Source organism: Buchnera aphidicola (Macrosiphum euphorbiae) (genome assembly GCF_005237295.1).
Taxonomy (GTDB): Bacteria; Pseudomonadota; Gammaproteobacteria; order Enterobacterales; family Enterobacteriaceae; genus Buchnera; species Buchnera aphidicola_AP.
This window is the reverse complement of record NZ_CP033006.1, coordinates 523,168-547,837: the sequence shown is the minus strand read 5'-3', so window position 1 is coordinate 547,837 and position 24,670 is coordinate 523,168. Positions and strand designations below refer to the sequence as shown.

Here is a 24,670-nt window from a genome sequence, read left to right as displayed (position 1 = left end):
ATTATTTTAAATTAAAGAAAAAATAATAATTTTCATTACGAGAAAATGTTAATGGATAAACATTCCTTTTCAAGTTCACTACTTTATTGCATAAAAATGTTACATGAAGAAAATGTGATTGCGTATCCTACAGAATCAATGTTTGGTCTAGGATGCGATCCAACGAGTAAAAAAGCAGTAAAAAAATTGCTAAAGCTAAAAAAAAGAAGTGTAAAAAAAGGTTTTATACTAGTAGCTTCAGATTTTAATCAGATAAAAATGTATATTAATGAAAAAAATTTGTCTAATAAACAAAAAAATAAAATATTTTTTCATTGGCCTGGACCATTTACTTTTTTACTTCCAGCTAATCGTGAAGTTCCTTATTGGTTGACTGGTAAATTTGATACTATAGCTGTACGCTTAAGTGCTCATATGGAAATAATAAAATTATGTGATACTTTTGGGAAAGCTTTGATATCTACAAGTGCTAATATTTCAAATATGACTCCATGTTTGACCCCTGAAGAAGTTTTTAAACATTTTGGTAAAGATTTCCCTTTATTAAGTGGAAAGATAGGCAATGAAAAAAACCCTTCTAAGATCATTAACATTATCAATGGAAAGTTAATTCGCTATGTTTAAAAACCAAAGTTTTAATTATGCTGTATTTGGAAATCCTATTGATCATAGTAAATCTCCTAAAATTCATAGTTTATTTGCGAAAAAAACAGGCATTGTTCATACTTATAAATCTGTTAATGTTCCATTAGATAAGTTTAATATTGTTTTGAAAAATTTTTTTAAACAAGGTGGTCAAGGTGCTAATATTACAGCACCATTTAAACAAGAAGCTTATTTATTTTGTGATAAATTAACTGAAAGAGCTAAAATTGCTAAATCTGTGAACACATTTAAAAAAATGGATGATCAATATATTTTAGGAGACAATACAGATGGAATTGGATTATTATCTGATTTGATTAGATTAAATTTTATAAAAAAGAAGTGTTCAATATTAATAATTGGTGCGGGTGGGGCTGTTAAAGGAGTTCTTTTTCCTCTTTTATCATTTGGATGTTCAATTTTTATTTCAAATAGAACTTTTTCAAATGCTAAAAAATTAGTTTCACAATTTCATGAATATGGGGACATCAACGTATTTGATAAAAATTTATTGAATATAAAATATTTTGATTTGATTATTAATGCAACATCAAAATTTATTGAAAAAAAAGATGATTTTGTTCCTTTATCTGTAGTTTCTTCAAAAACTTGTTTTTATGATATGAATTATCAAATAGATAATACAATTTTTATTAATTGGTGTATTAAAATAGGAGCCAATTTTTTTTCTAATGGCATAGGAATGTTAGTTTTTCAAGCCGCTCATTCTTTTTTTTTATGGTATAATGTTCTTCCAAAAACAGGTGATATTATTGATATTTTAAAAAAATAAAATTATCTTTACTAAAATATATAATATTACTTATAATTTTTTCTATTTTTTAATATTTTCACTAATAATAAAGAAAGTTCTTGACTCTTTTTTTTTGATCTGTTATTTATTATATTACTAAATAAAAAATTATTTTATATTATAAAAGTCCCCTTCGTCTAGAGGTCTAGGACATCGCCCTTTCACGGCGGCAACAGGGGTTCAAATCCCCTAGGGGACGATAAATAAAAATATTTTTAAAATATTATATACTAATTTAAATTATTGTGTTATTCTCAAAAACAACTTTTAAATTAAAGTTAAATTTTCATAAAAAAGCTCTTTAAAAATTCGGAAAACAAGCACATAACTTATTTTTTAAAACACCTGTGGGTTGTAAGGTTAAGCAAATAAGCGTACATGGTGAATGCCTTGGCAGTCAGAGGCGAAGAAGGACGTGCTAATCTGCGAAAAGCGTCGGTAAGCTGATATGAAGCGCAATAACCGTCGATATCCGAATGGGGAAACCCGATGCAACTTTATGCATCATTATTAACTGAATTAAATAAGTTAATAAAGCAAACCAAGGGAACTGAAACATCTAAGTACCTTGAGGAAAAGAAATCAACCGAGATTCCCTCAGTAGTGGCGAGCGAAAAGGGAACAGCCCAGAACTATAAGCTTCATAAATTGTAGTAGAATGATTTGGAAAGTTCAGCGATACAAGGTGATAGCCCCGTATACGAAATAATTTATGTTGTGAGTTCGAAAAGTAGAGCGGGACACGAGAAATCCTGTTTGAATATGGGGGGACCATCCTCCAAGGCTAAATACTCCTGACTGACCGATAGTGAACTAGTACCGTAAGGGAAAGGCGAAAAGAACCCCGGCGAGGGGAGTGAAATAGAACCTGAAACCGTGTACGTACAAGCAGTGGAAGCATATTTTAAAATAATTTGTGACTGCGTACCTTTTGTATAATGGGTCAGCGACTTGTACTCTGTAGCAAGGTTAACCTAATAGGGGAGCCGAAGGGAAACCGAGTCCTAAATAGGCGTTAAGTTTCAGGGTACAGACCCGAAACCCGGTGATCTAGCCACGGGCAGGTTGAAGGTTGGGTAAAACCAACTGGAGGACCGAACCGACTGATGTTGAAAAATCAGCGGATGACCTATGGCTAGGGGTGAAAGGCCAATCAAACCGGGAGATAGCTGGTTCTCCCCGAAAGCTATTTAGGTAGCGCCTCGTGAACTCATCTACGGGGGTAGAGCACTGTTTCGGCTAGGGGGCCATCCCGGCTTACCAAACCGATGCAAACTCCGAATACCGTAGAATGTTATCACGGGAGACACACAGCGGGTGCTAACGTTCGTTGTGGAAAGGGAAACAACCCAGACCGCCAGCTAAGGTCCCAAAGTCATAGTTAAGTGGGAAACGATGTGGGAAGGCATAAACAGCCAGGATGTTGGCTTAGAAGCAGCCATCATTTAAAGAAAGCGTAATAGCTCACTGGTCAAGTCGGCCTGCGCGGAAGATGTAACGGGGCTCAAACTATGCACCGAAGCTGCGGCAGTAAAAATATATTTTTTACTGGGTAGGGGAGCGTTCTGTAAGCCAAAGAAGATATATTGTAAAATATATTGGAGGTATCAGAAGTGCGAATGCTGACATGAGTAACGATAAAGCAGGTGAAAAACCTGCTCGCCGAAAAACCAAGGTTTCCTGTCCAACGTTAATCGGGGCAGGGTAAGCCGACCCCTAAGGCGAGGCTGAAAAGCGTAGTCGATGGACAACAGGTTAATATTCCTGTGCTTAATATTACTGCGAAGTGGGGACGAAGAAGGTTAAGTTATCCAGGTGACGGTTATCCTGGTTTAAATGTGTAGGTATGATAATTAGGCAAATCCGGTTATCTTTAATCTGAGGCATGATGACGAATCACTAAGGTGATGAAGTAACTAATACCACGCTTCCAAGAAAAGCCTCTAAGCATCAGGTAAAATTAAATCGTACCCTAAACCGACACAGGTGGTTAAGTAGAGAATACTAAGGCGCTTGAGAGAACCCAGGTGAAGGAACTAGGCAAAATAGTGCCGTAACTTCGGGAGAAGGCACGCTAACATTAAGTGAAAAGATTTACTCTCGTAGCTGAAGTTAGTCGAAGATACCAGCTGGCTGCAACTGTTTATTAAAAACACAGCACTGTGCAAACACGAAAGTGGAAGTATACGGTGTGACGCCTGCCCGGTGCCGGAAGGTTAATCGAAGGAGTCAAAGGAAACTTAAAGCTCTGGACTGAAGCCCCGGTAAACGGCGGCCGTAACTATAACGGTCCTAAGGTAGCGAAATTCCTTGTCGGGTAAGTTCCGACCTGCACGAATGGCGTAATGATGGCCAGGCTGTCTCCACCTGGGACTCAGTGAAATTGAATTTGCTGTGAAGATGCAGTATATCCGCGGCAAGACGGAAAGACCCCGTGAACCTTTACTATAGCTTGACACTGAATTCTGAATTTTAATGTGTAGGATAGGTGGGAGGCTATGAAATCAAAACGCTAGTTTTGATGGAGCCAAACTTGAAATACCACCCTTTAAAATTCGGTATTCTAACCTAGTGCCGTAATCCGGCACAGAGACAGTGTCTGGTGGGTAGTTTGACTGGGGCGGTCTCCTCCCAAAGAGTAACGGAGGAGTACGAAGATTGGCTAATCACGGTCGGACATCGTGAGGTTAGTGCAAAGGCATAAGCCAGTTTGACTGTGAGCGTGATAACGCGAGCAGGTGCGAAAGCAGGTCTTAGTGATCCGGTGGTTCTGAATGGAAGGGCCATCGCTCAACGGATAAAAGGTACTCCGGGGATAACAGGCTGATACCGCCCAAGAGTTCATATCGACGGCGGTGTTTGGCACCTCGATGTCGGCTCATCACATCCTGGGGCTGAAGCAGGTCCCAAGGGTATGGCTGTTCGCCATTTAAAGTGGTACGCGAGCTGGGTTTAGAACGTCGTGAGACAGTTCGGTCCCTATCTGCCGTGGGCGTTGGAAGATTGAGGGGGGCTGCTTCTAGTACGAGAGGACCGAAGTGGACGCATCACTGGTGTTCGGGTTGTCATGCCAATGGCATTGCCCGGTAGCTAAATGCGGAAAAGATAAGCGCTGAACGCATATAAGCACGAAACTTGCCCCAAGATGAATCTTCCCTGAAACAGAAATGTTTACTGAAGGGACGTTGAAGACTACGACGTTGATAGGCTAGATGTGTAAGCATAGTGATATGTTGAGCTAACTAGTACTAATGACCCAAGAGGCTTAACCTTACAACACCAGAGGTGTTTTTAAAATAAATTTAATAAAAAGCTTGTTTTACTGAATTTAAAATTCTATTAAAGTATTTTAAAAAATAAAAATTTATTAAAATGCCTGGTCAAAATAGTGTAGTGGTACCACCTGAATCCATTCCGAACTCAGAAGTGAAATGCTATAACGCCAATGGTAGTACGGGGTCTCCCCGTGTGAGAGTAGGTCAAATCCAGGCAAAAAAAACCCGAAATTTTTTTCGGGTTTTTTTATATTTAAAATAAATTACTTTTAAAAATATATTACTATTTTAGTGTATCAATAGTATAGTATTTATTAAATATAAAAAATAATTTTATTAAAATTTATACGAATATTTTTAAAAATAAATTACTTTCTAGCTAACAGTAGATTTACATGTTAATCTATTGAGAATTTAAAGTTTTTATATTATGATTTTTTTAATTTCAAAATCATCAATAATTATTAATTAATCTTTTTTCAATTCAGTATATTTTTTCATGTAAGGTAATATAGATGTCCAAGATTAAAGGTAATGTTAAGTGGTTTAATGAATCCAAAGGTTTTGGTTTTATTACTCCAGAAGATGGAAGTAAAGATGTTTTTGTTCATTTTTCAGCTATACAAAGTAATGGATTTAAAACTTTAGCAGAAGGTCAAAGTGTTGAATTTGAAATCACTGAAGGAGCAAAAGGACCATCTGCTGCTAATGTTATTAGTTTATAAAGTGATTTAATTTTTTCAATCTTAAAAGTATAAGTCTGTTTTTTATAGTACGGCTCTTTAATAGGGCTGTACTATATTAGTACAAAATATTTTTATATTCTAAGTTTTTTTATAAAACCATTCGAACAATATTAATTTTACTAATTTCATGATATAAAATTTCAATTTGTTCAAAATTTTTAGCACATATTGTAATTGAAACAGAAAGATAGTTTCCTCTGTTACTTGATTTTACTTGAGGTGTGTAATCTCCAGGAATCTGAATTTGAATAACTTTTATTATTTGATCAATAAGTTCAGGTTGTGCTAAACCAATAATCTTATAAGTAAAAAAACAAGGGAATTGTAACATTTCTCGTAATTTAGTTTTCATTATTAATCCCCAATTTTTTACAATAAAAAACATTTTTTTAAAATAAATAAGATTTTTAAAAATCTTAATTTTTTATTATGTATTTTACAATTAATTTTAAAAATTTCGTAAATAATGATTTAATCAGTTTAGCACATTGGTAATATGGAAAATAATATATTTTATATTATTTTCTTTGAATATATTTTTTTAGGATATACATTATGTTAAAAATTTTTAATACATTAAGTGGAAAAAAAGAGATTTTTAAACCCATTAAAAAAGATAAAATTAATCTATATGTATGTGGTGTTACTGTGTATGATTTTTGTCATATCGGACACGGACGTACTTTTGTAGTTTTTGATATGATAGTTCGTTATTTACGTTTTTCTGGTTTTCAAGTAAAATATGTTCGAAATATTACTGATATTGATGATAAAATTATTTTAAAATCGATACAAGAAAAAACTACAATTGATTCTTTTGCTACCTACATGATAAAAGAGATGCATAAAGATTTTAATTTATTAGGTATTTCTCCTCCTGATGAAGAGCCTCGTATTACAAACTATATTAATGATATTATTAAAATAATCATAGAATTAATAGAAAAGAAACATGCATATATAAATAAAAATGGTGATGTTATTTTTTCTATAGATAGTTATCTCAATTATGGAACTTTATCCCGTCAATCTTTAACATTATTAAAATCTGGATTACGTATACCCATAAATAATATGAAAAAAAATCCATTAGATTTTGTACTTTGGAAGATTTCTAATAAAGAAGAATATTCTTGGAATTCTCCATGGGGGAAAGGACGTCCTGGTTGGCATATTGAATGTAGTGCTATAACTAATGTTTTTTTTAATAATTCTATAGATATTCATGGAGGTGGCTCTGATCTTCTTTTTCCTCATCATGAAAATGAAAGAACTCAATCTATGTGTTTTAATGATAAATCAATAATAAATTTTTGGATGCATACTGGTATGGTGATTATAAACAATCAAAAAATGTCTAAATCATTGGGAAATGTTCATTTTTTAAGAAATGTTTTAAAAGATTATGATTCTGAAGTTTTACGTTATTTTTTTCTTGCAACACATTACCGGCATCCTATTTATTATTGTGAAAAAAACTTAGATCAAGCATATACATCATTGCAATATTTATATACAGCTTTGTACAATACTAATCCCTGTTCTAATAATGAAGAAGGTGTTAGTTTTGATTTTGAATTTTATAAGGCTATGAATGATGATTTTAATACCCCTAAAGTTTTTTCTATTTTTTTTAAAATAGCACGCAAAATTAATTTTTTCAAAAATAAAGATGTATCAAAGAGTGATAAACTTGCTTTTAGACTAAAATATTTAGCTAATAATTTAGGTTTTTTATTGCAAAAACCAGAAGATTTCTTGCAAAAAAAAACTACATTAAACTCATGCACACTAAAAAAAATCAAGTCATTAATAGAAAAAAGAAATATTGCAAGAAAATTAAAATTATGGGAAAAAGCAGATAATATACGAGAAAAACTAATGTCTTTAGATATAATAGTAGAAGATTTACCTGATAAAACAATATGGCGTAAAAATAAAAAAACTTAGCAATCGTGATATTTTTCACAAGCTTCTAATGTATTTTGTAATAATGTTGCAACCGTCATAGGACCAACACCTCCTGGTACAGGAGTTATGTAAGATGCTCTTAAAAATGCATTTTCAAAATCTACATCGCCTACTATTTTTCCATTTTTTAATCTATTGATTCCAACATCTATAACTATAGAACCATACTTAATCCAACTGCCTTTTAAAAAGTTTGCCTTTCCAACTGCAACAATTAATAAATCAGCATTTTTTACATGATTTTTTAAATTCTTAGTAAAACGATGTGTTACAGTAGTTGTACATCCAGCCAATAATAATTCTAAACTCATAGGTCTTCCGACTATATTAGAGGCTCCAACCATTACTGCATGTAGTCCATGAGTTTTAATTTTATTGTATTTTAACATTGTGATAATGCCTTTGGGAGTACATGCTCTTAATTTTGGAGATCTTTGACATAAAGATCCTGTATTGTATGGATGAAATCCATCTACATCTTTATCAGGGGTAATGCTGCTTAAAATTTTCATATGATTTATTTGTTGAGGAAGCGGTAATTGTATTAAAATTCCATCTATATTTTTATTTTCATTTAATCTGGAAATAAGATTTAATATTTCTTTTTCATGTACATTTTCAGGAAAATTCCAACATTCTGAAAAAAAACCAACATTTTTACATGCAATTTTTTTTTTATCCACGTAGATTTGTGAAGGAGTATTAGTTCCAACTAAAATCATAGCTAATCCGGGTATTTTTTTTCCGTCTTTTTTTCTTTTATTAACTTTTCTTAAAATATTTAATTGTATTTTTTTTGCTATTTTATTACCATCTATAATTATTGCTGACATCGGCAAGTAACTCAATTTTTTTTATTATATACAAATTATATACAAAAATATTACTATAATATATATTAGTATTATTGGATTTAATAAAATATTAATAATATTAATAGTAATTTAGTTGCATATATATTATATTAATGTTAGATTTTAATCTAATTATTTTATGCGTTCTTAGCTCAGTTGGATAGAGCAACGGCCTTCTAAGCCGTAGGTCACAGGTTCAAATCCTGTAGAACGCAAAAATTATTTTTTTAAAATCATATCTATTTTTTCTTTTATTAATAAAAATTCATTCATAGCATTAATCTGGAAATATTTTATATTGTTTATTTTTTTTTCATAGGTATAGTATTCTACTAATAAATGATGTGTTTTTTTATATTCTTCTAATCTATTTTTAACACTTTCTAATTTATCATCTTTTCGTTGAATTAATGGTTCTCCAGTTATATCATCTTTATCTTTATTTTTTGGAGGATTAAATTTTACATGATAGATCCGTCCTGATTGCACATGTATTCGTCTACCTGATATACGTTCTAATATAGAGTGATGTGGCATTATAAATTCTAACACGTAATCTATTTTTATTTTGTTTTTTGATAAACAACAAGCTTGTTTAACAGTTCTTGGAAAACCATCTAATAAAAAACCATTTATACAATCTTTTTTTGCAATTCTTTTTTTTATTAATTCACATACAATATCATCAGAAACGAGTTTACCTTCTTCTATAATATTTTTAATCATCATCCCTATTTTATTTTTTGAGTCAATACTTTCTCGTAACATATCACCTGTAGATATTTGAGGAATTTTATATTTTTCAGCAATATATTTTCCTTGTGTTCCTTTGCCTGTACCAGGTGCACCTAGTAAAATAATACGCATAATTATTTCTTGCTTATCTATTCAGTTAATTTTAAGATTACTACTATTATGTAGTAGTAATCATGTTTTTTTATTTAAGAAGTAATTTATTCATTCTAGAAATAAATTTATGTGGATTTTCTAGATTGCCTTTTTCAGCTAATAATGCTTGATCTAATAATAATTTAACCCACGTACTAAGTTCATTTTCGTCACTAATTAAAGATATTTTTTTTATTAAAATATGTTCTGGATTAATTTCAAAAATATATTTTAATTCTGGTACAGGTTGTCCTGCTGCAGAAAACAGTTTAGCCATTTGTGTAGTCATTTCAGCAGAATCGCTAAGTAGGACACAAGGAGTTTGTGTTAATCGATATGTTAATCTTACATCTTTAACTTTATCGCCAAGTATTTTTTTTACTGTTTTTAAAAATTCAATCATTTCTGTTGAAACTTCATTGTTTTTTATTTTTTTTTCTTTTGTTATTTTATTTAATGATGAATCTTCTTTGCTAATAGATTGAAATTTTTTTCCTGAAAATTCAGTAAGATAGTTCATCATCCATTCATCAATTCGATCTGATAGCAATAAAACATCAATATTATTTTTTTTGAATAATTCTAAATGAGGACTATTTTTAGCTGATGAATAACTATCTGCAGTGATATAATATATTTTTTCTTGTTTTTCGTTCATGTTAGATATGTATTCTTTTAAAGACATATTTTGTTCAGAACTATTGCTTTTTATAGATGAAAAACGCAATAGATTAGCAATTTTATCTAAATTTTCATGATCTTCTGCAGGTCCTTCTTTCAAAACAAGACCAAATTGATTCCAAAAAATTTGATATTTTTTGCTGGTATCTTGTGCTAATTTATCTAACATATTTAAAGAACGTTTAATTAGTGCTTTTCGTAATTTTTCTGTAATAGAATTATCTTGTAATATTTCACGTGAAACATTTAATGGTAAATCACTAGAATCTACTAAACCTCTTATAAAACGCAAATAATTAGGAAGAAAAGCTTGAGAATTATCCATAATATAGACGCGTTTTACATATAATTTTAAACCATGTTTATTATCTCTGTTCCAGATATCCCAAGCTGCTTTTTCAGGAATATATAATAAACTAATATATTCTTGATTTCCTTCTACGCGGTTATGACTCCAAATAAGTGGATTGTTTTGATCATTAGTAAGATGTTTATAAAAATCTTTATAGTCATTATCAGTAATAGATGATTTATTTAATGTCCATAATGCCTTTGCTTTATTAATTTGTTCCCAAAAATATGTTTTATTTTTTTCATCATAATTTTGTATGTGTATTGGAACAGTAATATGGTCAGAATATTTGCTAATTATACTCTTAATTCGCCATATTTCTAAAAATTCTTCTTCTTCTTTCTTCAGAAATAAAGTAACTTCAGTTCCTCTAGTTTTTTTTATGATTTTAGTAATATTATATTCTCCTTCTCCTGAAGACTCCCATAATGTTCCTTCATTAGATTGTGATCCAGCAAATCTAGTTCTTACTAATACTTTTTCTGATACAATAAAAGATGAATAAAAACCAACTCCAAATTCACCAATTAATTCATTTTTTTTATTTTGTTTTTTTTCTAGAGATTGAAGAAATGATTTTGTTCCTGATTTAGCAATAGTACCAAGATTTTCAATAGCATCTTGTTTAGTCATTCCAATACCATTATCACTAATAGTTAATGTTTTTTGTGCTTTATTAATAGATATTTGAATTTTTAGATCACTATTGTTTTCATATAATTCTGGTGATGATATAGATTCAAATCTTAGCTTATCTATAGCATCAGATGAATTGGATATTAGTTCTCTAAGAAAAATTTCTTTATTTGAATATAGTGAATGAATCATCAAATGCAATAATTGTTTTACTTCCGATTGAAAATTGTAAACTTCTTTTTTTTGTGTTTTCATATAGATACCTCTTTTTAAATTAACAATAAAAGTGATTTTTTAAAAGACAAAAAGTAATTTTTTAATAGAATTACGTTTATAGTGAAAAAAGTATTTTTAAATAAATTTACAATAATTTATTAATATAATATTTTTACTTTATATTGTTTTTAGTATTTTTCAAACAGGAAGATTGAATCCAGTTGGTAATTGCATTCCTGTAGATATAGCAGACATCTTCTTTTTTTGTACTTCAGAGATTCTTCTCGTAGCATCATTAAATGCAGCTGCTGCTAAATCTTCTAGCATATCTTTATCGTCTTGAAGCAAACTAGGATCTACTTCAACACGTCTACAATTATGAGCTCCATTGATAGTTACTTTTACTAATCCAGCTCCTGCTTCTCCTGTTACTTCCATTTGAGCTATTTCTTCTTGTATTTTTGCCATTTTTTCTTGCATTTGTTGTGCTTGTTTCATTAAATTACCTAAACCACTTTTAGTAAACATATTTTTTGATCTCTCTTTTTGTGATATAAAAATAATACTTTTTATTTTATTTAGATTAGATTGATATTATGTTTTGCAAAGTCTATATTAAAAAATTTTTTTAATACTTTAATGTTAGGATCTTTTTGTAATAATGAATATTCTTTGAATATTCTTTCTTCATATATTTTATGAAACCATTCATAAGGAGTTAATATATTTATCTTTTTTTCTGTAATTAATTGAATTTTTTTTTTAGTTATTTTATGAAGTTCTTTTTTTAAAATTATCCATGCATTATTCTGTATTAGATGTTTTTTTTTATCATTTAGATATATATACCAACATGTTAAAGTATTTTTATATGAAGTATGCATGGCTAATTTTTTTGCATTTCCTGTTAGGGTTTTTAATTTACATATTTTTTTATACCAAGGATCTATCTTTTTAATTGTTTCTTGTAATTTTATTGTTATATTTTTATTTTTTAAACTTTTTGACTGATAATTATTTTTTTTAGATATCAAATTTATTATTTGTATATAGATATTTTTTTTATTTTCTTTCTGTTCTAAAGATATTATTTTTTTTTTATTTTCAAAAAGTTCATTTTTATTTTTTAATAATAAATTTGTTATATTATTCATTTTTTTTTATTGTAGTGATTGCACGTAATAAAGACATTTCTACTCCTATTTTTTGACTTGGAGCAAATTTTAGTTCTTTTCTTCCATTTAATAATATTTGATAACACAATTGAACGTTTTTTTTGTTAATATTTTTAGATATTTTTTGAATATAAAACTTGTATTTTTCGGTGAAAAATTTCTCCCATATTAATGGAAAGGATTGTGATACAGAAATATGATATAAAAAACGTAACATTTCTATTAAAACCTCCTCCCATTCTACTCCTATACTACTTATTTTATTTAATAATAACATTATTTTTTTTGAATCTTTTTTTAAAACTGCATCAGTTAATAGAAAAGAGTATTTTTCAGGTGGGATACCTAACATTTCTATTACGTTTTTTATACAAATCTGACCGTTTCCGAGATTTATAGCATGTTCCAGCAAATTAAGTGCATCTCGTATACTGCCTTTGGCATGATAAGAAATTTTTTTTAAAGAATATACATCAGTATTAATAGATTCTTTAATTAAAATATATTTTAAAAAATTGAAAATTTTCTCTTCAGATATCATCTGTAATTTAAAATATAGACAACGAGAAATAATAGTTTTAGGGATCCGATCTATATCTGTTGTTGCTAAAACAAATTTTATATGTTCAGGAGGCTCCTCAAGTGTTTTAAGAAGTGCATTAAAACTATGACGAGAAAGCATGTGTACTTCATCAATTATATATACTTTAAAACGGCTTTTAGTAGGAGCATAATGTATATTATCTAAGATTTCTCGCATGTCTTCTACTTTAGTACGCGAGGCTCCGTCTATTTCAAGTACATCTAAACAGTATCCTTTTTCTATTTCTTTACAAATAATACATTTTCCACAAGAATTTGATGTGATACCATTCTGACAATTTAAACTTTTAGCAAGTAATCGAGCAATTGTTGTTTTTCCAATTCCTCTAGTTCCAGATAGTAACCATGCGTGATGAATACGGCCGAGCGATAATCCATTAGTTATAGCAGTTATAATATGTTTTTGACCTATTACATCTTTAAAATATTGTGGACGCCATTTTCGTGCTAATATTTGATAATTCATATAAATTTTATAATATTTTATTAAAAGACTATTATGCTATCAATATTTATTGTGTTATGAAAGCACTGTTATTTATTTTATGAATATTTTTCAGAATATAAAATTTAACTGTAAATATTAGTTGTAAATTACAAATTTGTTCTATAGAATAGAAATTCTAATTTTTTTTATTAAAAAAAATATATTATAGAGTTTTCTGTTAGCTCCAAACACTGTAATATTGAATACTTGGTCAGATTCGGAAGGAAGCAGCCATATCAGTTGATACAGGTGTTCTGATACAGCTAACAGAAACTCTTAAAACTTAGATGATTGAAATTTATACATTTTCCAATAGCAATTTTTTTTATCTAATAATTGTTTATGTGTTCCAAGTTCAATCACTTTTCCTTTCTTTAAAACTACAATTAAATCTGCTTCAACAATTGTTGAAAGTCTATGAGCAATTACTATTAATGTACAATTTTTCCGTATCGATAATAATGTTTTTTGAATTAGTTGTTCTGTACCAGAATCAATGTTCGCAGTAGCTTCATCTAATATAAGTACTTTAGGATATGCGACGAGTATTCTAGCAATAGCTAGTAATTGTTTTTGACCAACAGATAAATTATTACCTTCTTCTCCTAATAGAGAATATACACCTTTTGGCATAGATTTTACTAAATATGAAAGATGAACTGTATCTAATATTTTCCAAACTTTTTCTTCAGATATTTTTCTTCCCAAAGTAACATTATATAAAACAGTGTCTGAGAGCACTATTGGATCTTGTTGTACCATTAATATATTTTGCCTTAAAACACAATGACTTATTGAATCAATAGGCCTATCATCTAAATATATTTTTCCATTTTTTAAAGGATAATACCCCATTAGTAAATTAGCTAAAGTACTTTTTCCACTACCAGTATGCCCCACAAACGCAACAAAACTTTTAGAAGCAATATCAATATTAATGTTTTCTAGTATATTTTTTTTACGGTTTTTATAATTAAAACTAATATTTTTAATATTTATTTTCCCACTTTTTAAAAGTTCTTTACTTTTCCCGTATTTTTGTTTTGGTGAATCTATAAGTGAAAAAATTCTTTCTCCTGCAACAATAGATTGTTGCAATACTGATTGCTGAATAGTAATAGCAATTAAAGGTTCATTCAGCCTTCCAAGATAAGTAATAAATGCATATAATATACCTACTTCAAATGCTCCAATGGGAAAAAAACTAAATAAGAGCATAAAGTTGCATAATATGACAGCAGATAATAAACTAAGTAGTGGTCTCAATAAAAAACCATCTAATCTTAATATTTTCATGCGTGACATATAATGTAAATGACTACTTTTTTTTATTTTTTGTTCAAATCTACGTTGTTGACGGAATTGTTGAATTACATTCATTCCATTAATAGTCTCATTGAATTTATTATTAATATCAGCTAGGTAGTATCTTACTTGCCGTAAGAGTGGAGTACTATAATACTGATAAATTAACATAAGTATAATAACTAATGGTAAAATGAACAACGCTACAATTGCCATATGCCATTCAAGAATAAACATTGCAAATAATATAATAAAAATTAATAGTATACTACGAAATAATGTAGGTGCTACAGTATCATACAATTCTTTAACTGCTTCAGTATCGTTAGTTACTTTTGAAATCATTTGTCCAATAGGTTGAGAATCAAATTCACTGATAGGTTGTCTTAATGCAGAATACATAACATCTTGACGCAATTTATTAATACTTTTTACTGCTATTTTATTAAATAAAATACTTTGAAAGTAATTCATAAAAACTGATAATATTTGTAATATTATGAACAACATAATTATAGTTAATATTGTTAATAAATGTAACTGATGTTTAGATAAAATATTATTAATAAAATAACTTATCAAAATGGGCCCTAAAACTTCTGATATTGATCCACTTAAAAGTAAAATAAATGCTAAAGTTAATTGTTTTTTATAAGGTTTTACATATATTAACAAACGTTTTAAAATTGGCCAAAACTCAATTAAATGATCCATATTATAAATTTTTTTCACCTGTTTTTAGTTATCCTCAAGTTCAACTTCTAATTTTTGATAATGGGACATAGATTTATACCAATTTTCTTCTTGAATTAGTTTTAAATGATCTCCTCTCTGTATGATTGAACCATCTTTTATTACTATAATTTCGTCTGCATTAATTAATGCAGATAGACGATGTGCTGTAATAATTAATGAATGTCCCTTTTTTTTCCATTTGTTAATATTTCTTAATATATTATTCTCAGTTTGAGAATCAACGGCAGAAAGCGCATTATCTAGTATTAATATCTCTGTATTTAATAATAATGCTCGTGCTATGCAAATACGCTGTTTTTGACCACCAGATAACATTACGCCACGTTCTCCTACTTGAGTTTCATATTTTTCTGGTAAATAGAGAATATCTTTATGTACATCAGCTAATTTTGCTGCTGTTTCAATTTCTTTTTGAGATGCATTAGTTTTTCCTAGAGCAATATTATTAGCTATACTTTCTGAAAATAAAAAAGAAGTTTGATTTACAACTGCAATTCGACTTCTCCAATCATCAATTTTTAGTTCTAATAATGATAAAGAATGATAAAAAATCTCTTTTTTATCAAAATTAAATTGTCGTTGAATAAGTTTTAAAAGAGTACTTTTTCCAGATCCTGTAGGACCGCAAATACCTAGAGTATTACCGGGTTTTAGAAGAATATTTATATTTTTTAGCGATGGGATTTGATTATCAGGATAATAAAATTTTTTAATTTTAATACTTAATATACCAGGAGATAGTGGAATTGTTTTATTTCCATCTTTAATATATAACTCTTTATTTATAATAGAATATATTCTATCCCAAGCTGCACTTCCTCTTTCAACTATATTAAACATCCATGCAAGTGCTAACATTGGCCAAATCATTAATCCAAGGTACATTATAAAGCTAGTCAGTTGTCCTATAGTAATCTGATTATTCCATACTAGCCATCCTCCGCCTATAATAGCTAATAAATTAGAAAAGGCTACTGATAAATAAATCACTGGATCAAAACGAGCATCTATTTTAGCTACTTCCATGTTTTTTTTTCCTGTATCAGTTACAATAATATTGAATTTACTTGATTGATTTTTTTCTAATCCAAAAGCTCTAATCATGCGAATGCTTGTTAGTATCTCTTGTGTCTGATTATTTAGTAAAGAAAAAGAAATTTGAGCATGACGAAAATTTTCGTGTAATTCTTTTCCGTATTTTTTTATTAATATAGCCATAATCGGCATAGGTATTAAAGCAATTATTGTTAATAAAAAACTAATTTGCATACTCATAACTATTAAAACAGAACAACCCATAACTAATGAATCGACAAATGTTAAAACACCTTCTCCTGCAGCAAAAACAACACGATCGACATCGTTAGTTGCTCTAGCTATTAAATCTCCAGTTCTATTTTTTAAAAAAAATATTTGACTTTGTTGACTAAGGTAGGAATACAATTTTACTCGAAGTTCTGTAGCTAATTGATAAGAAGCACCAAATAATAGTATCCTCCATAAACAACGTAATATATATACAATTATAGCAACTAAGAGAATAATCGAAATATATGGTAATACTTGTAAACCGTGCAGATTTCTTTTTATAATTAAGTCTATTAAAATACCAACTATTTTAGGTGGTAATAATTGTAGAACGGCAATTATTATTAATAATAAAATTGCCCCTAGATATCTTTTCCATTCTCGTACGAAAAACCATCTTAATTGATTAAACAATTTCACAAAAAATCCTATTTTTTAAATATTATCAAGGTTTGTTTAAAACTAAAGTATTTGTTATAAGTTAAAAAATATTTTTATTTATTAATTTTAATATCAATTTTTTTAAAAATATTTTTATTATTTTACAGTTAGAATCATATTTTATTTTTCTATAGAACAATGTAATTTTAAAAAATTATAGTTTGCAAAAAAAATAAAAATATTTTTTTAAAATGATGGACTAGAGTTAATAACTCGTTTAATACATTAAACTCACATATAAAGGAGTTAATTATATAAAATTTGATTATATAAATTGAAAATAAATTCTTATTTTCTTATATTAATAAAATTAAAATACAAGAATCTATAATTTTAGATATCTAATATTTTTATGTTATATCTATTTTTATACTGATAAAAAACACTATACTAATTAATAGTTATTGTTTATTAGATATTACTTTTTTCAGAACATTCATTTTACTTATAATGTTTTTTAAACTCTATCTTTTATAATATGCTTACAGAAAAAATGGATTTAGCATTTCTAGGTATAATAAATGAAATTGACTTTTTTAATTATATAAATTATAAAAATAAACTTTTAAAATAATATAAAATATTATTTTATTAAATATCAATGATATTAATTATAAAAAACTTTTGATTTAAACAAGTTAGAATATAGTCTTTATCAGACTGACAGAATATAATATTGATATTATTTTTAATAAGGTAGTTACTTGTTATATTATGATTTAATAAAAAATTTTCTTTAAATATTAAACTAAATATTTCTCCGCAATAGAAAATTTAATAAGTAATAAACAAATTTCTATTTTTTTTAAATATCAAAAAAATGAAAGGTATTATAATTAATTTTAAATATTTTTTCAATTAAGTTGTAATTTTTATAAAGTTATTCGCATGTATAAAGAGTATATTTATATGGAATAACTTTTTCGAGTCTAAGTAATATTTTTTTCTATGTTTTCATATGTAATTATTGATTTTTCACGAAGATCTTTAAGGATAGAGTTAAAAACTGTTTCAGTATTATTTTTTTCTAAATATTCGCTAACAATATTTTTTTCTCTTAGAGAAAAATTTGTGTTATATACTTTTTCAAGTGATATAATTATAAAATTTTTATTTTTATCTTGATATAAAGCATATGTTTTTTTTCCTTTCTTTGGATGAGGCAAAGAAAAAACTATTGATGTTATAGAGTTTTGATCATAACGAGATATAATTTCAGAATGAGAAAAATAAAGATTTGATTTTTTAAATAAATTCATTTTTCCTTGTTTTAACTCATAAATAATTTTTTCTGATAGTTGTTTTGTTTCTTTGATTGCTTTTATAAATTTTAATTTTTTTATGATATTTTTTTTAACGTTTTCAAATGTTTGTGTTTCTTTTTTTCTAAAATCTACAATTTTAATTAAAAAAGATTGATTGTTTTTTAAACTAATAAAATATAAATTTGGTTTTATTATTTTATGTTTTCTAGATAATTCTTCATTAAAAATTATTTTTTTTAAAGCAGGAATATTTAATATTTCAGGAACAGAACTTTTATCAAACCAATCAGTTTCTTGAGTAGATATATGATTTTTTTCAAGAATTAATTTAATTTGATCTGGATTTTTTTTAATATTATGAGATATTTCATCTTTTAATTTATTATATAAATCTAATGATTTTTTATTTTTTATTTCATTTTTAATAATTTCAGATACCTCCTCTATTTTTTTTTGTTTTGCAAGCAAAATTTCGTCTAATTTAATAATTAAAAATTCGTTGCGAAATGAAATAATATTAGATATTTGATTTTTTTGATTTAAATTTGCATTTTTAATTTCATTTGGTAGGAGATCAATCGATATTAATCCAATATCTCCACCTTTTTTTGAAGAAATTGGATCTGTTGATTGTTCCTTAGCTATCCTTGAGAAATCTTCTGGCATATTATGTAATCTAGATAATATTGATAATGCTTCATTTTTAGTTTTAGTTTGAATGATGCTATATCTTCTTTTTTCTTTTGTTGAGTATTGTCCAATATTTTTTAAATACCACTCATGAATTTCTTGATTATTGCAATTTGTTTTAAAATTATCTAGTTTTAATTCAGTAAAACTAATTTTAAATTTTTCTGGAATATAAAAATTACTTCTATTTTTATAAAAATAATTTTTTGCTTCTAAATCAGTTATATTTTGTTTATAAATTATAGAATGTGGTTTAATAATTGATTTTTTAATTACTCGTTTTTGAGATAATAGTTTTATAATATTTTTTGTTTCATTTTCTAAAATAAAATTACTACTAGCAATAGTATGTATTAAATTTCTAGTATTTATTTTTTTCTTGATTATATTTATATATTCATGATTAGTTAAATTTATAGATGTAAGATAATTAAAATATTGTTCTTTATTAAATTTATTATTTTTTTGAAATACAGGAGAATTTAATATTATTTCTTTTATTGAAAGATCATTTACTTGTAGCTGCATTTTTTTTGCATACTGTTCTAAAAGAACATTATTAATTAATTGAGATAAAACATAGTTATAAGTTTCTTTTATAAATGTTTTATCATGACTAAATTTTAAAAAATGTTTTCCTAGTATTTTTTTTTGTTTTTCTCTTTCAACAAAGTACATTTTCTTGAAAACATTAAAATTAATTTTTTCATTATTTACTGTTGCTATATATTTTTCAGAATCTTTATTTATATAACCGCTCATAGTACTTAATATTAAAGATAAAATAATTATTCCTAAAATGCATTTAACTATAATGTGAGTTGATCGTGATTGTAAATATTTTGTCATGATATGACGATCCTAGATATTGTTAATATCAAGTAAAGTAGAAAATATTTTTATGATTGGACTTAAATATAAAGGCTGACAATTTTTTTGTCAGCCAAATTTTATTTTATCTATAGAATATTATTTTTCTGTATTAAAATATGTTTTTCTATATTAAAATATAAGGTTTATTTTTTAGCGCTAAGTTTAAAACTTCTTCAATTTTTTTTACTGGATATATTTGCAATCCTTCAATAATATTTTGAGGTATTTCTTCTAGATTACGTTTGTTTTCATAGGGTATTAATACTTTTTTAATTCCTCCACGATGTGCTGCTAATAATTTTTCTTTTAATCCCCCAATAGGAAGTATCCGTCCACGTAACGTTATTTCGCCTGTCATAGCGACATTAGATTTAACAGGATTTTTTGTTAATGATGAAACTATAGCTGTACACATAGCTACACCTGCACTTGGGCCATCTTTTGGTGTTGCACCTTCGGGAACATGAACATGAATGTCATGTTTTTCATGAAAGTCTTTTTTAATTCCTAATTTATCAGCTTGAGAACGAACTACAGTTAATGCTGCTTGAATTGATTCTTGCATAACTTCGCCTAAAGAACCTGTATATGTAAGTTTACCTTTCCCTGATACACATGCTGTTTCAATTGTAAGCAATTCTCCACCTACTTCAGTCCAGGCTAATCCAATTACCTGACCAATTTGATTGGCACTGTGAATTCTTCCATAATCAAAACGTTTGATTCCTAGAAATTTTTTTAAATTTTTTTTATTTATTTCAATATGTTTTAAAGATTTATCTAATATTAAATTTTTTACTACTTTTCGACATATTTTAGAAATTTCACGTTCTAAACCACGAACACCTGCTTCACGAGTATAATATTGAATAATACTAATTATTGCACAATCGGTAATTGTTACTTCATTTTCTTTTAATGCATTTCTTTCTATTTGTTTTGGGTATAGATATCTTTTTGCTATATTTAGTTTTTCATTTTCAGTATAACCGGAAAGACGAATAATTTCCATACGATCAAGCAATGGTGCAGGTATGTTCATTGAATTTGATGTAGCAACAAACATTACATCAGAAAGATCATAGTCTACTTCTAAATAATGATCATTAAAAGTCATATTTTGTTCTGGATCTAATACTTCTAATAAAGCAGATGCTGGATCTACTCTTATATCACGAGACATTTTATCAATTTCATCTAGTAAAAATAAAGGGTTTTTAACTTTTGCTTTTGCCATTTTTTGAATTATTTTTCCAGGCATAGAACCTATGTATGTGCGTCTATGGCCTCTAATTTCCGCTTCGTCTCTAATTCCTCCTAAAGCCATTCTTACGTATTTTCGGCCTGTAGATCTTGCAATAGACTTTCCTAATGATGTTTTTCCTACACCAGGAGGGCCAATTAGACATAAAATAGGACCTTTTATTTTATTTTTACGACTTTGTACAGCTAAATATTCTAAGATTCTGTCTTTAACTTTTTCAAGACCAAAATGATCAATATCAAGAATTTTTTTAGCTTGTTGAATATTTTTTTTTATTTTAGTTCTAACATACCAAGGCACCTGTATCATCCAATCAATATAACTACGTACAACAGTTGCTTCTGCTGACATAGGTGACATCATTTTTAATTTTTGAAGCTCTGATTCAGTTTTTTCCTTTGCTTCTTTAGGCATTTTAGATGCTTTAATTTTACGTTTTAATATTTTATTTTCATCTGGAATTTCATCCATGTCACCGAGTTCTTTTTGAATGGCTTTTATTTGTTCGTTTAAATAATATTCTCTTTGACTTTTTTCCATTTGTTTTTTAACACGATTTCTAATTCTTTTTTCAACTTGCAGCAAATCTATTTCAGTTTCCATAATAGCCATTAAAAATTCTAATCTTTCATTTATATTACGTATTTCTAGAACTGATTGTTTATCATTTAATTTTAATGGCATATGAGCAGCAATAGTATCTGCTAATTTTTCTGAACTTTGAATATTATTAAGGGTATTTAATATTTCTGATGGAATTTTTTTATTTAGTTTAATATAAGCTTCAAACTGACTGATTGTTGTTCGAATTAATACTTCTTGTTCTTTGTCTACAATAGTAGAAGAAATCATTAATTCTACTTCTGCAATAAAATGTTGCCCATTACTTGTTAAGTTTTTAATATAGGCGCGTTGTAAACCTTCTATTAATACTTTTACTGTACCATCTGGTAATTTTAACATTTGTAAAATTGAACTAATAGTTCCTATATTAAATAAATCATTTGTAGCAGGTTCATCTTTAGATGCTTCTTTTTGTGCAATCAACATAATTTTTTTATCATTATTCATAGATGTTTCAATACATTTAATTGATTTTTTACGACCTACAAATAATGGAATTACCATATGGGGATATATAACTACATCTCTTAATGGTAAGACAGGGATTGTAATGCGTTCAGAACGCTCAGAATTCATAGAGCTCTCTCTTAGTTGAATTTCCCGATATTTATAATATTTAAAAACTGCACGATATAATAAAACATGCAGTTACACCTATAATCAGCCAAGTATATCGGAATGGTCGCTTGACGTTTAATGCTAAGCGTTTGACAAAATAAAAGTTAATTGCTTTTATTTTCTAGATCATCGGATGTCTTATTTTTATTCACCTGATGCTTTTTTTGATTTGTTCTTTCCATATATTATTTTTGGTGATGAATTAGCGTTTATAACAGACTCATTAATTAATACTTTTTCTATATTTACCATAGATGGTAACTCGTACATTATATTGAGTAGTATATCTTCAAGAATAGATCGTAATCCTCTGGCACCTGTTTTTTTATTCATAGCTTTTCTTGCGATAGCTAGAATAGATTCTTTATTAAATTCTAACTGTACTTTTTCTAATTTAAATAATGTTTGATATTGTTTAATTAAAGCATTTTTAGGTTTGCATAATATATTTACTAATGCATCTTCAGTTAATTTATTTAATATAGTTATTATTGGCAAACGACTAATAAACTCTGGAATTAATCCAAATTTCATTAAATCTTCAGGTTCTACTTTTTTTAATAAAAAATCTTCTGATATTTTTTGTTTTTTTCCTTTAACATTAGCGTTAAAACCTATTTCTGTTCCTGTATCAAGTCTTTTAGAAATAATTTTAGATAATTCTGAAAATGCACCAGCACATATAAATAAAATATTAGAAGTATTGACTTGTAAAAATTCTTGTTGTGGATGTTTTCGTCCTCCTTGAGGAGGGATTGAAGCTAACGTTCCTTCAATTAATTTTAATAGAGCTTGTTGTACTCCTTCTCCAGAAACATCTCTAGTAATAGAAGGATTATCAGATTTTCTTGCTATTTTATCTATTTCATCTATATAAATAATTCCTAATTCTGCTTTTTTTACATTGTATTTACATTTTTGCAATAATTTCTGCACTACATTCTCAACGTCTTCTCCTACATATCCAGCTTCAGTTAGAGTCGTAGCATCTGCAATGGTAAATGGAACATCTAGTAGTTTAGCTAATGTTTGTGCTAATAATGTTTTTCCACTACCTGTTGGTCCTATTAATAAAACGTTGCTTTTACCTAAATCAACTGAATCTGTGTTTTCATTGAAATTATAAAGACGTTTATAATGATTATAAACCGCAACAGATAGAACTTTTTTTGTATGATCTTGTCCAATTACATAATTATCAAGATGTTTTTTGATTTCATATGGTGTTGGTAAATAATTTATTTTATTTTCAGTATCATTTTTTTTATGTTTTAGCATTTCTTCAGTAATAATGTCATTACATAATTTAACACATTCATCACATATATGTACTGTGGGACCAGCTATTAACTTTTGCACTTCTTTTTGATTTTTTCCGCAAAAAGAACAATAAAGCAGCTTTTTAGAATTTTCTTTACTCTTATCTGTCATATTTACCTCTTTTTCGCATATTTTATATTCTTGAGTAAATAGATTCTATATATTTTTACTGGATATTTTGTAAAAAATTTATTGATTTAATTTTTTTTATTGACGTTTAGTTAAAATAAAATCGATTAGTCCATATTGAATGCATTCATCTGCCGATAAAAAACAATCGCGTTCTGTATCTTTATTTATTTTTTTGATAGATTGACCAGTATGGAATGACATTAATTTATTTAATCGTTTTTTCATTTCCATGATTTCTCGCGCATGAATAGCAATATCTGAAGCTTGTCCTTGATATCCACCTAACGGTTGATGAATCATAACTTTTGAATTAGGTAGACAAAATCTTTTTCCTTTAGTTCCAGACGTTAACAATAAAGCAGCCATTGAACATGCTTGACCTATACAAATAGTGCTGATTTCTGGTTTAACAAATTGCATAGTGTCATAAATAGACATACCTGAAGTAATAATGCCTCCTGGAGAATTGATATATAAAAATATATCTTTTTCGGGATTTTCAGATTCTAAAAATAATATTTGTGCTACAATATTATTAGCCATATTATCTTCGATAGTTCCTATCATAAAAATTATTCGTTCTTTTAATAATCTTGAATATATATCATATGAACGTTCTCCTCTAGAATGTTGTTCTATAACCATCGGAATCAACGTTGTGTACGAGTTTTTTTTATTATTGTATAACATGTATTTATTCCTGAATATATTCAATATTATTTTAAATAATT

Annotated in this window: 17 protein-coding genes, 2 tRNA genes, 2 rRNA genes and 1 other RNA gene; 9 read left to right on the top strand and 13 right to left on the bottom strand. The window is 27.6% G+C overall.

What is annotated here, in order from left to right; genetic code table 11:
* The first annotated feature begins 96 nt into the window (after positions 1–96).
* The 6 genes from D9V71_RS02515 to cspE all read left to right on the top strand — a co-directional run bounded on the left by D9V71_RS02515 (position 97) and on the right by cspE (position 5,459).
* Positions 97–624: a Sua5/YciO/YrdC/YwlC family protein gene (locus D9V71_RS02515; RefSeq protein WP_158340935.1), complete on the top strand. Its 528-nt coding sequence runs from the start codon at positions 97–99 to the stop codon at positions 622–624.
* On the top strand, positions 617–1,438 hold the full coding sequence (gene aroE, locus D9V71_RS02510; RefSeq protein ID WP_158340799.1) for a shikimate dehydrogenase: 822 nt from the start codon (positions 617–619) through the stop codon (positions 1,436–1,438). Before D9V71_RS02515 ends, aroE begins: the two co-directional genes overlap by 8 nt.
* 147 nt (positions 1,439–1,585) lie before the next feature.
* Positions 1,586–1,658: transfer RNA gene (locus D9V71_RS02505), tRNA-Glu, on the top strand.
* A gap of 159 nt (positions 1,659–1,817) precedes the next feature.
* Positions 1,818–4,732: ribosomal RNA gene (locus tag D9V71_RS02500) — 23S ribosomal RNA — on the top strand.
* A 102-nt stretch (positions 4,733–4,834) separates the two neighbouring features.
* Positions 4,835–4,950 (top strand): 5S ribosomal RNA (rrf, locus tag D9V71_RS02495).
* 299 nt (positions 4,951–5,249) lie between these two features.
* A complete protein-coding gene (gene cspE / locus D9V71_RS02490; RefSeq protein ID WP_009874442.1) occupies positions 5,250–5,459 on the top strand; it encodes a transcription antiterminator/RNA stability regulator CspE in 210 nt (69 codons plus the stop codon).
* A 109-nt stretch (positions 5,460–5,568) separates the two neighbouring features.
* Here the strand turns inward: cspE and ybeD are convergent, their stop codons facing one another.
* Entirely contained in the window at positions 5,569–5,832 is a 264-nt protein-coding gene (gene ybeD, locus D9V71_RS02485; protein WP_158340798.1) for a DUF493 family protein YbeD, read from the bottom strand.
* 203 nt (positions 5,833–6,035) lie between these two features.
* On the opposite strand from ybeD, the gene cysS reads away from it, so the two are divergent.
* Entirely contained in the window at positions 6,036–7,430 is a 1,395-nt protein-coding gene (cysS, locus tag D9V71_RS02480; protein WP_158340797.1) for a cysteine--tRNA ligase, read from the top strand.
* On the opposite strand, the gene folD is transcribed toward cysS, so the two are convergent.
* Positions 7,427–8,284 (bottom strand): bifunctional methylenetetrahydrofolate dehydrogenase/methenyltetrahydrofolate cyclohydrolase FolD, encoded by an 858-nt coding sequence (folD, locus tag D9V71_RS02475; protein WP_158340796.1) that lies wholly within the window; start codon positions 8,282–8,284, stop codon positions 7,427–7,429. The genes cysS and folD overlap by 4 nt on opposite strands.
* Before the next feature lie 162 nt (positions 8,285–8,446).
* On the opposite strand from folD, the gene D9V71_RS02470 reads away from it, so the two are divergent.
* Positions 8,447–8,520 (top strand) — tRNA-Arg (locus tag D9V71_RS02470).
* A gap of 4 nt (positions 8,521–8,524) precedes the next feature.
* Here D9V71_RS02470 and adk read toward each other — a convergent pair.
* From adk to dnaX, 5 genes are all read right to left on the bottom strand, one after another.
* Positions 8,525–9,172 (bottom strand): adenylate kinase, encoded by a 648-nt coding sequence (adk, locus tag D9V71_RS02465; RefSeq protein WP_158340795.1) that lies wholly within the window; start codon positions 9,170–9,172, stop codon positions 8,525–8,527.
* Between the two features lie 70 nt (positions 9,173–9,242).
* Entirely contained in the window at positions 9,243–11,117 is a 1,875-nt protein-coding gene (gene htpG, locus D9V71_RS02460) for a molecular chaperone HtpG (protein WP_158340794.1), read from the bottom strand.
* Between the two features lie 159 nt (positions 11,118–11,276).
* Positions 11,277–11,606, bottom strand: a complete 330-nt coding sequence (locus D9V71_RS02455; protein ID WP_158340793.1) for a YbaB/EbfC family nucleoid-associated protein — start codon at positions 11,604–11,606, stop codon at positions 11,277–11,279.
* 50 nt (positions 11,607–11,656) lie between these two features.
* Positions 11,657–12,232 carry a DNA polymerase III subunit gamma/tau C-terminal domain-containing protein gene (locus tag D9V71_RS02450; RefSeq protein WP_158340792.1) on the bottom strand — a complete coding sequence of 192 codons (576 nt, stop codon included), beginning with the start codon at positions 12,230–12,232 and terminating at the stop codon, positions 11,657–11,659.
* Positions 12,225–13,322: a DNA polymerase III subunit gamma/tau gene (dnaX, locus tag D9V71_RS02445; RefSeq protein WP_158340791.1), complete on the bottom strand. Its 1,098-nt coding sequence runs from the start codon at positions 13,320–13,322 to the stop codon at positions 12,225–12,227. Before dnaX ends, D9V71_RS02450 begins: the two co-directional genes overlap by 8 nt.
* A gap of 197 nt (positions 13,323–13,519) precedes the next feature.
* On the opposite strand from dnaX, the gene ffs reads away from it, so the two are divergent.
* An RNA gene (gene ffs / locus D9V71_RS02440) (signal recognition particle sRNA small type) lies at positions 13,520–13,615 on the top strand.
* Positions 13,616–13,619: 4 nt separating this feature from the next.
* Here the strand turns inward: ffs and D9V71_RS02435 are convergent.
* The 6 genes from D9V71_RS02435 to clpP all read right to left on the bottom strand — a co-directional run bounded on the left by D9V71_RS02435 (position 13,620) and on the right by clpP (position 24,629).
* Positions 13,620–15,362, bottom strand: a complete 1,743-nt coding sequence (locus D9V71_RS02435; protein WP_158340790.1) for a SmdB family multidrug efflux ABC transporter permease/ATP-binding protein — start codon at positions 15,360–15,362, stop codon at positions 13,620–13,622.
* A gap of 24 nt (positions 15,363–15,386) precedes the next feature.
* Positions 15,387–17,132: a SmdA family multidrug ABC transporter permease/ATP-binding protein gene (locus D9V71_RS02430; protein ID WP_158340789.1), complete on the bottom strand. Its 1,746-nt coding sequence runs from the start codon at positions 17,130–17,132 to the stop codon at positions 15,387–15,389.
* 950 nt (positions 17,133–18,082) lie between these two features.
* Positions 18,083–19,957: a SurA N-terminal domain-containing protein gene (locus D9V71_RS02425; protein WP_158340788.1), complete on the bottom strand. Its 1,875-nt coding sequence runs from the start codon at positions 19,955–19,957 to the stop codon at positions 18,083–18,085.
* Positions 19,958–20,105: 148 nt separating this feature from the next.
* Positions 20,106–22,445, bottom strand: coding sequence for an endopeptidase La (lon, locus tag D9V71_RS02420; RefSeq protein ID WP_158340787.1), 2,340 nt, complete (start codon positions 22,443–22,445; stop codon positions 20,106–20,108).
* Between the two features lie 186 nt (positions 22,446–22,631).
* Complete coding sequence (gene clpX / locus D9V71_RS02415) at positions 22,632–23,918, bottom strand: ATP-dependent Clp protease ATP-binding subunit ClpX (protein WP_158340786.1); 1,287 nt, start codon at positions 23,916–23,918, stop codon at positions 22,632–22,634.
* A 96-nt stretch (positions 23,919–24,014) separates the two neighbouring features.
* Positions 24,015–24,629 carry an ATP-dependent Clp endopeptidase proteolytic subunit ClpP gene (gene clpP, locus D9V71_RS02410; RefSeq protein WP_158340785.1) on the bottom strand — a complete coding sequence of 205 codons (615 nt, stop codon included), beginning with the start codon at positions 24,627–24,629 and terminating at the stop codon, positions 24,015–24,017.
* Between the last annotated feature and the right edge of the window lie 41 nt (positions 24,630–24,670).

Coding starts and splice junctions, on each gene's coding strand:
- clpX (WP_158340786.1), bottom strand. CDS start 23,918: ATGACAGATAAGAGTAAAGAAAATTCTAAAAAGCTGCTTTATTGTTCT.
- D9V71_RS02425 (WP_158340788.1), bottom strand. CDS start 19,957: ATGACAAAATATTTACAATCACGATCAACTCACATTATAGTTAAATGC.
- htpG (WP_158340794.1), bottom strand. CDS start 11,117: ATGAAAACACAAAAAAAAGAAGTTTACAATTTTCAATCGGAAGTAAAA.
- dnaX (WP_158340791.1), bottom strand. CDS start 13,322: ATGAATTATCAAATATTAGCACGAAAATGGCGTCCACAATATTTTAAA.
- ybeD (WP_158340798.1), bottom strand. CDS start 5,832: ATGAAAACTAAATTACGAGAAATGTTACAATTCCCTTGTTTTTTTACT.
- D9V71_RS02455 (WP_158340793.1), bottom strand. CDS start 11,606: ATGTTTACTAAAAGTGGTTTAGGTAATTTAATGAAACAAGCACAACAA.
- D9V71_RS02450 (WP_158340792.1), bottom strand. CDS start 12,232: ATGAATAATATAACAAATTTATTATTAAAAAATAAAAATGAACTTTTT.
- adk (WP_158340795.1), bottom strand. CDS start 9,172: ATGCGTATTATTTTACTAGGTGCACCTGGTACAGGCAAAGGAACACAA.
- cspE (WP_009874442.1), top strand. CDS start 5,250: ATGTCCAAGATTAAAGGTAATGTTAAGTGGTTTAATGAATCCAAAGGT.
- D9V71_RS02435 (WP_158340790.1), bottom strand. CDS start 15,362: ATGGATCATTTAATTGAGTTTTGGCCAATTTTAAAACGTTTGTTAATA.
- clpP (WP_158340785.1), bottom strand. CDS start 24,629: ATGTTATACAATAATAAAAAAAACTCGTACACAACGTTGATTCCGATG.
- aroE (WP_158340799.1), top strand. CDS start 617: ATGTTTAAAAACCAAAGTTTTAATTATGCTGTATTTGGAAATCCTATT.
- lon (WP_158340787.1), bottom strand. CDS start 22,445: ATGAATTCTGAGCGTTCTGAACGCATTACAATCCCTGTCTTACCATTA.
- cysS (WP_158340797.1), top strand. CDS start 6,036: ATGTTAAAAATTTTTAATACATTAAGTGGAAAAAAAGAGATTTTTAAA.
- folD (WP_158340796.1), bottom strand. CDS start 8,284: ATGTCAGCAATAATTATAGATGGTAATAAAATAGCAAAAAAAATACAA.
- D9V71_RS02515 (WP_158340935.1), top strand. CDS start 97: ATGTTACATGAAGAAAATGTGATTGCGTATCCTACAGAATCAATGTTT.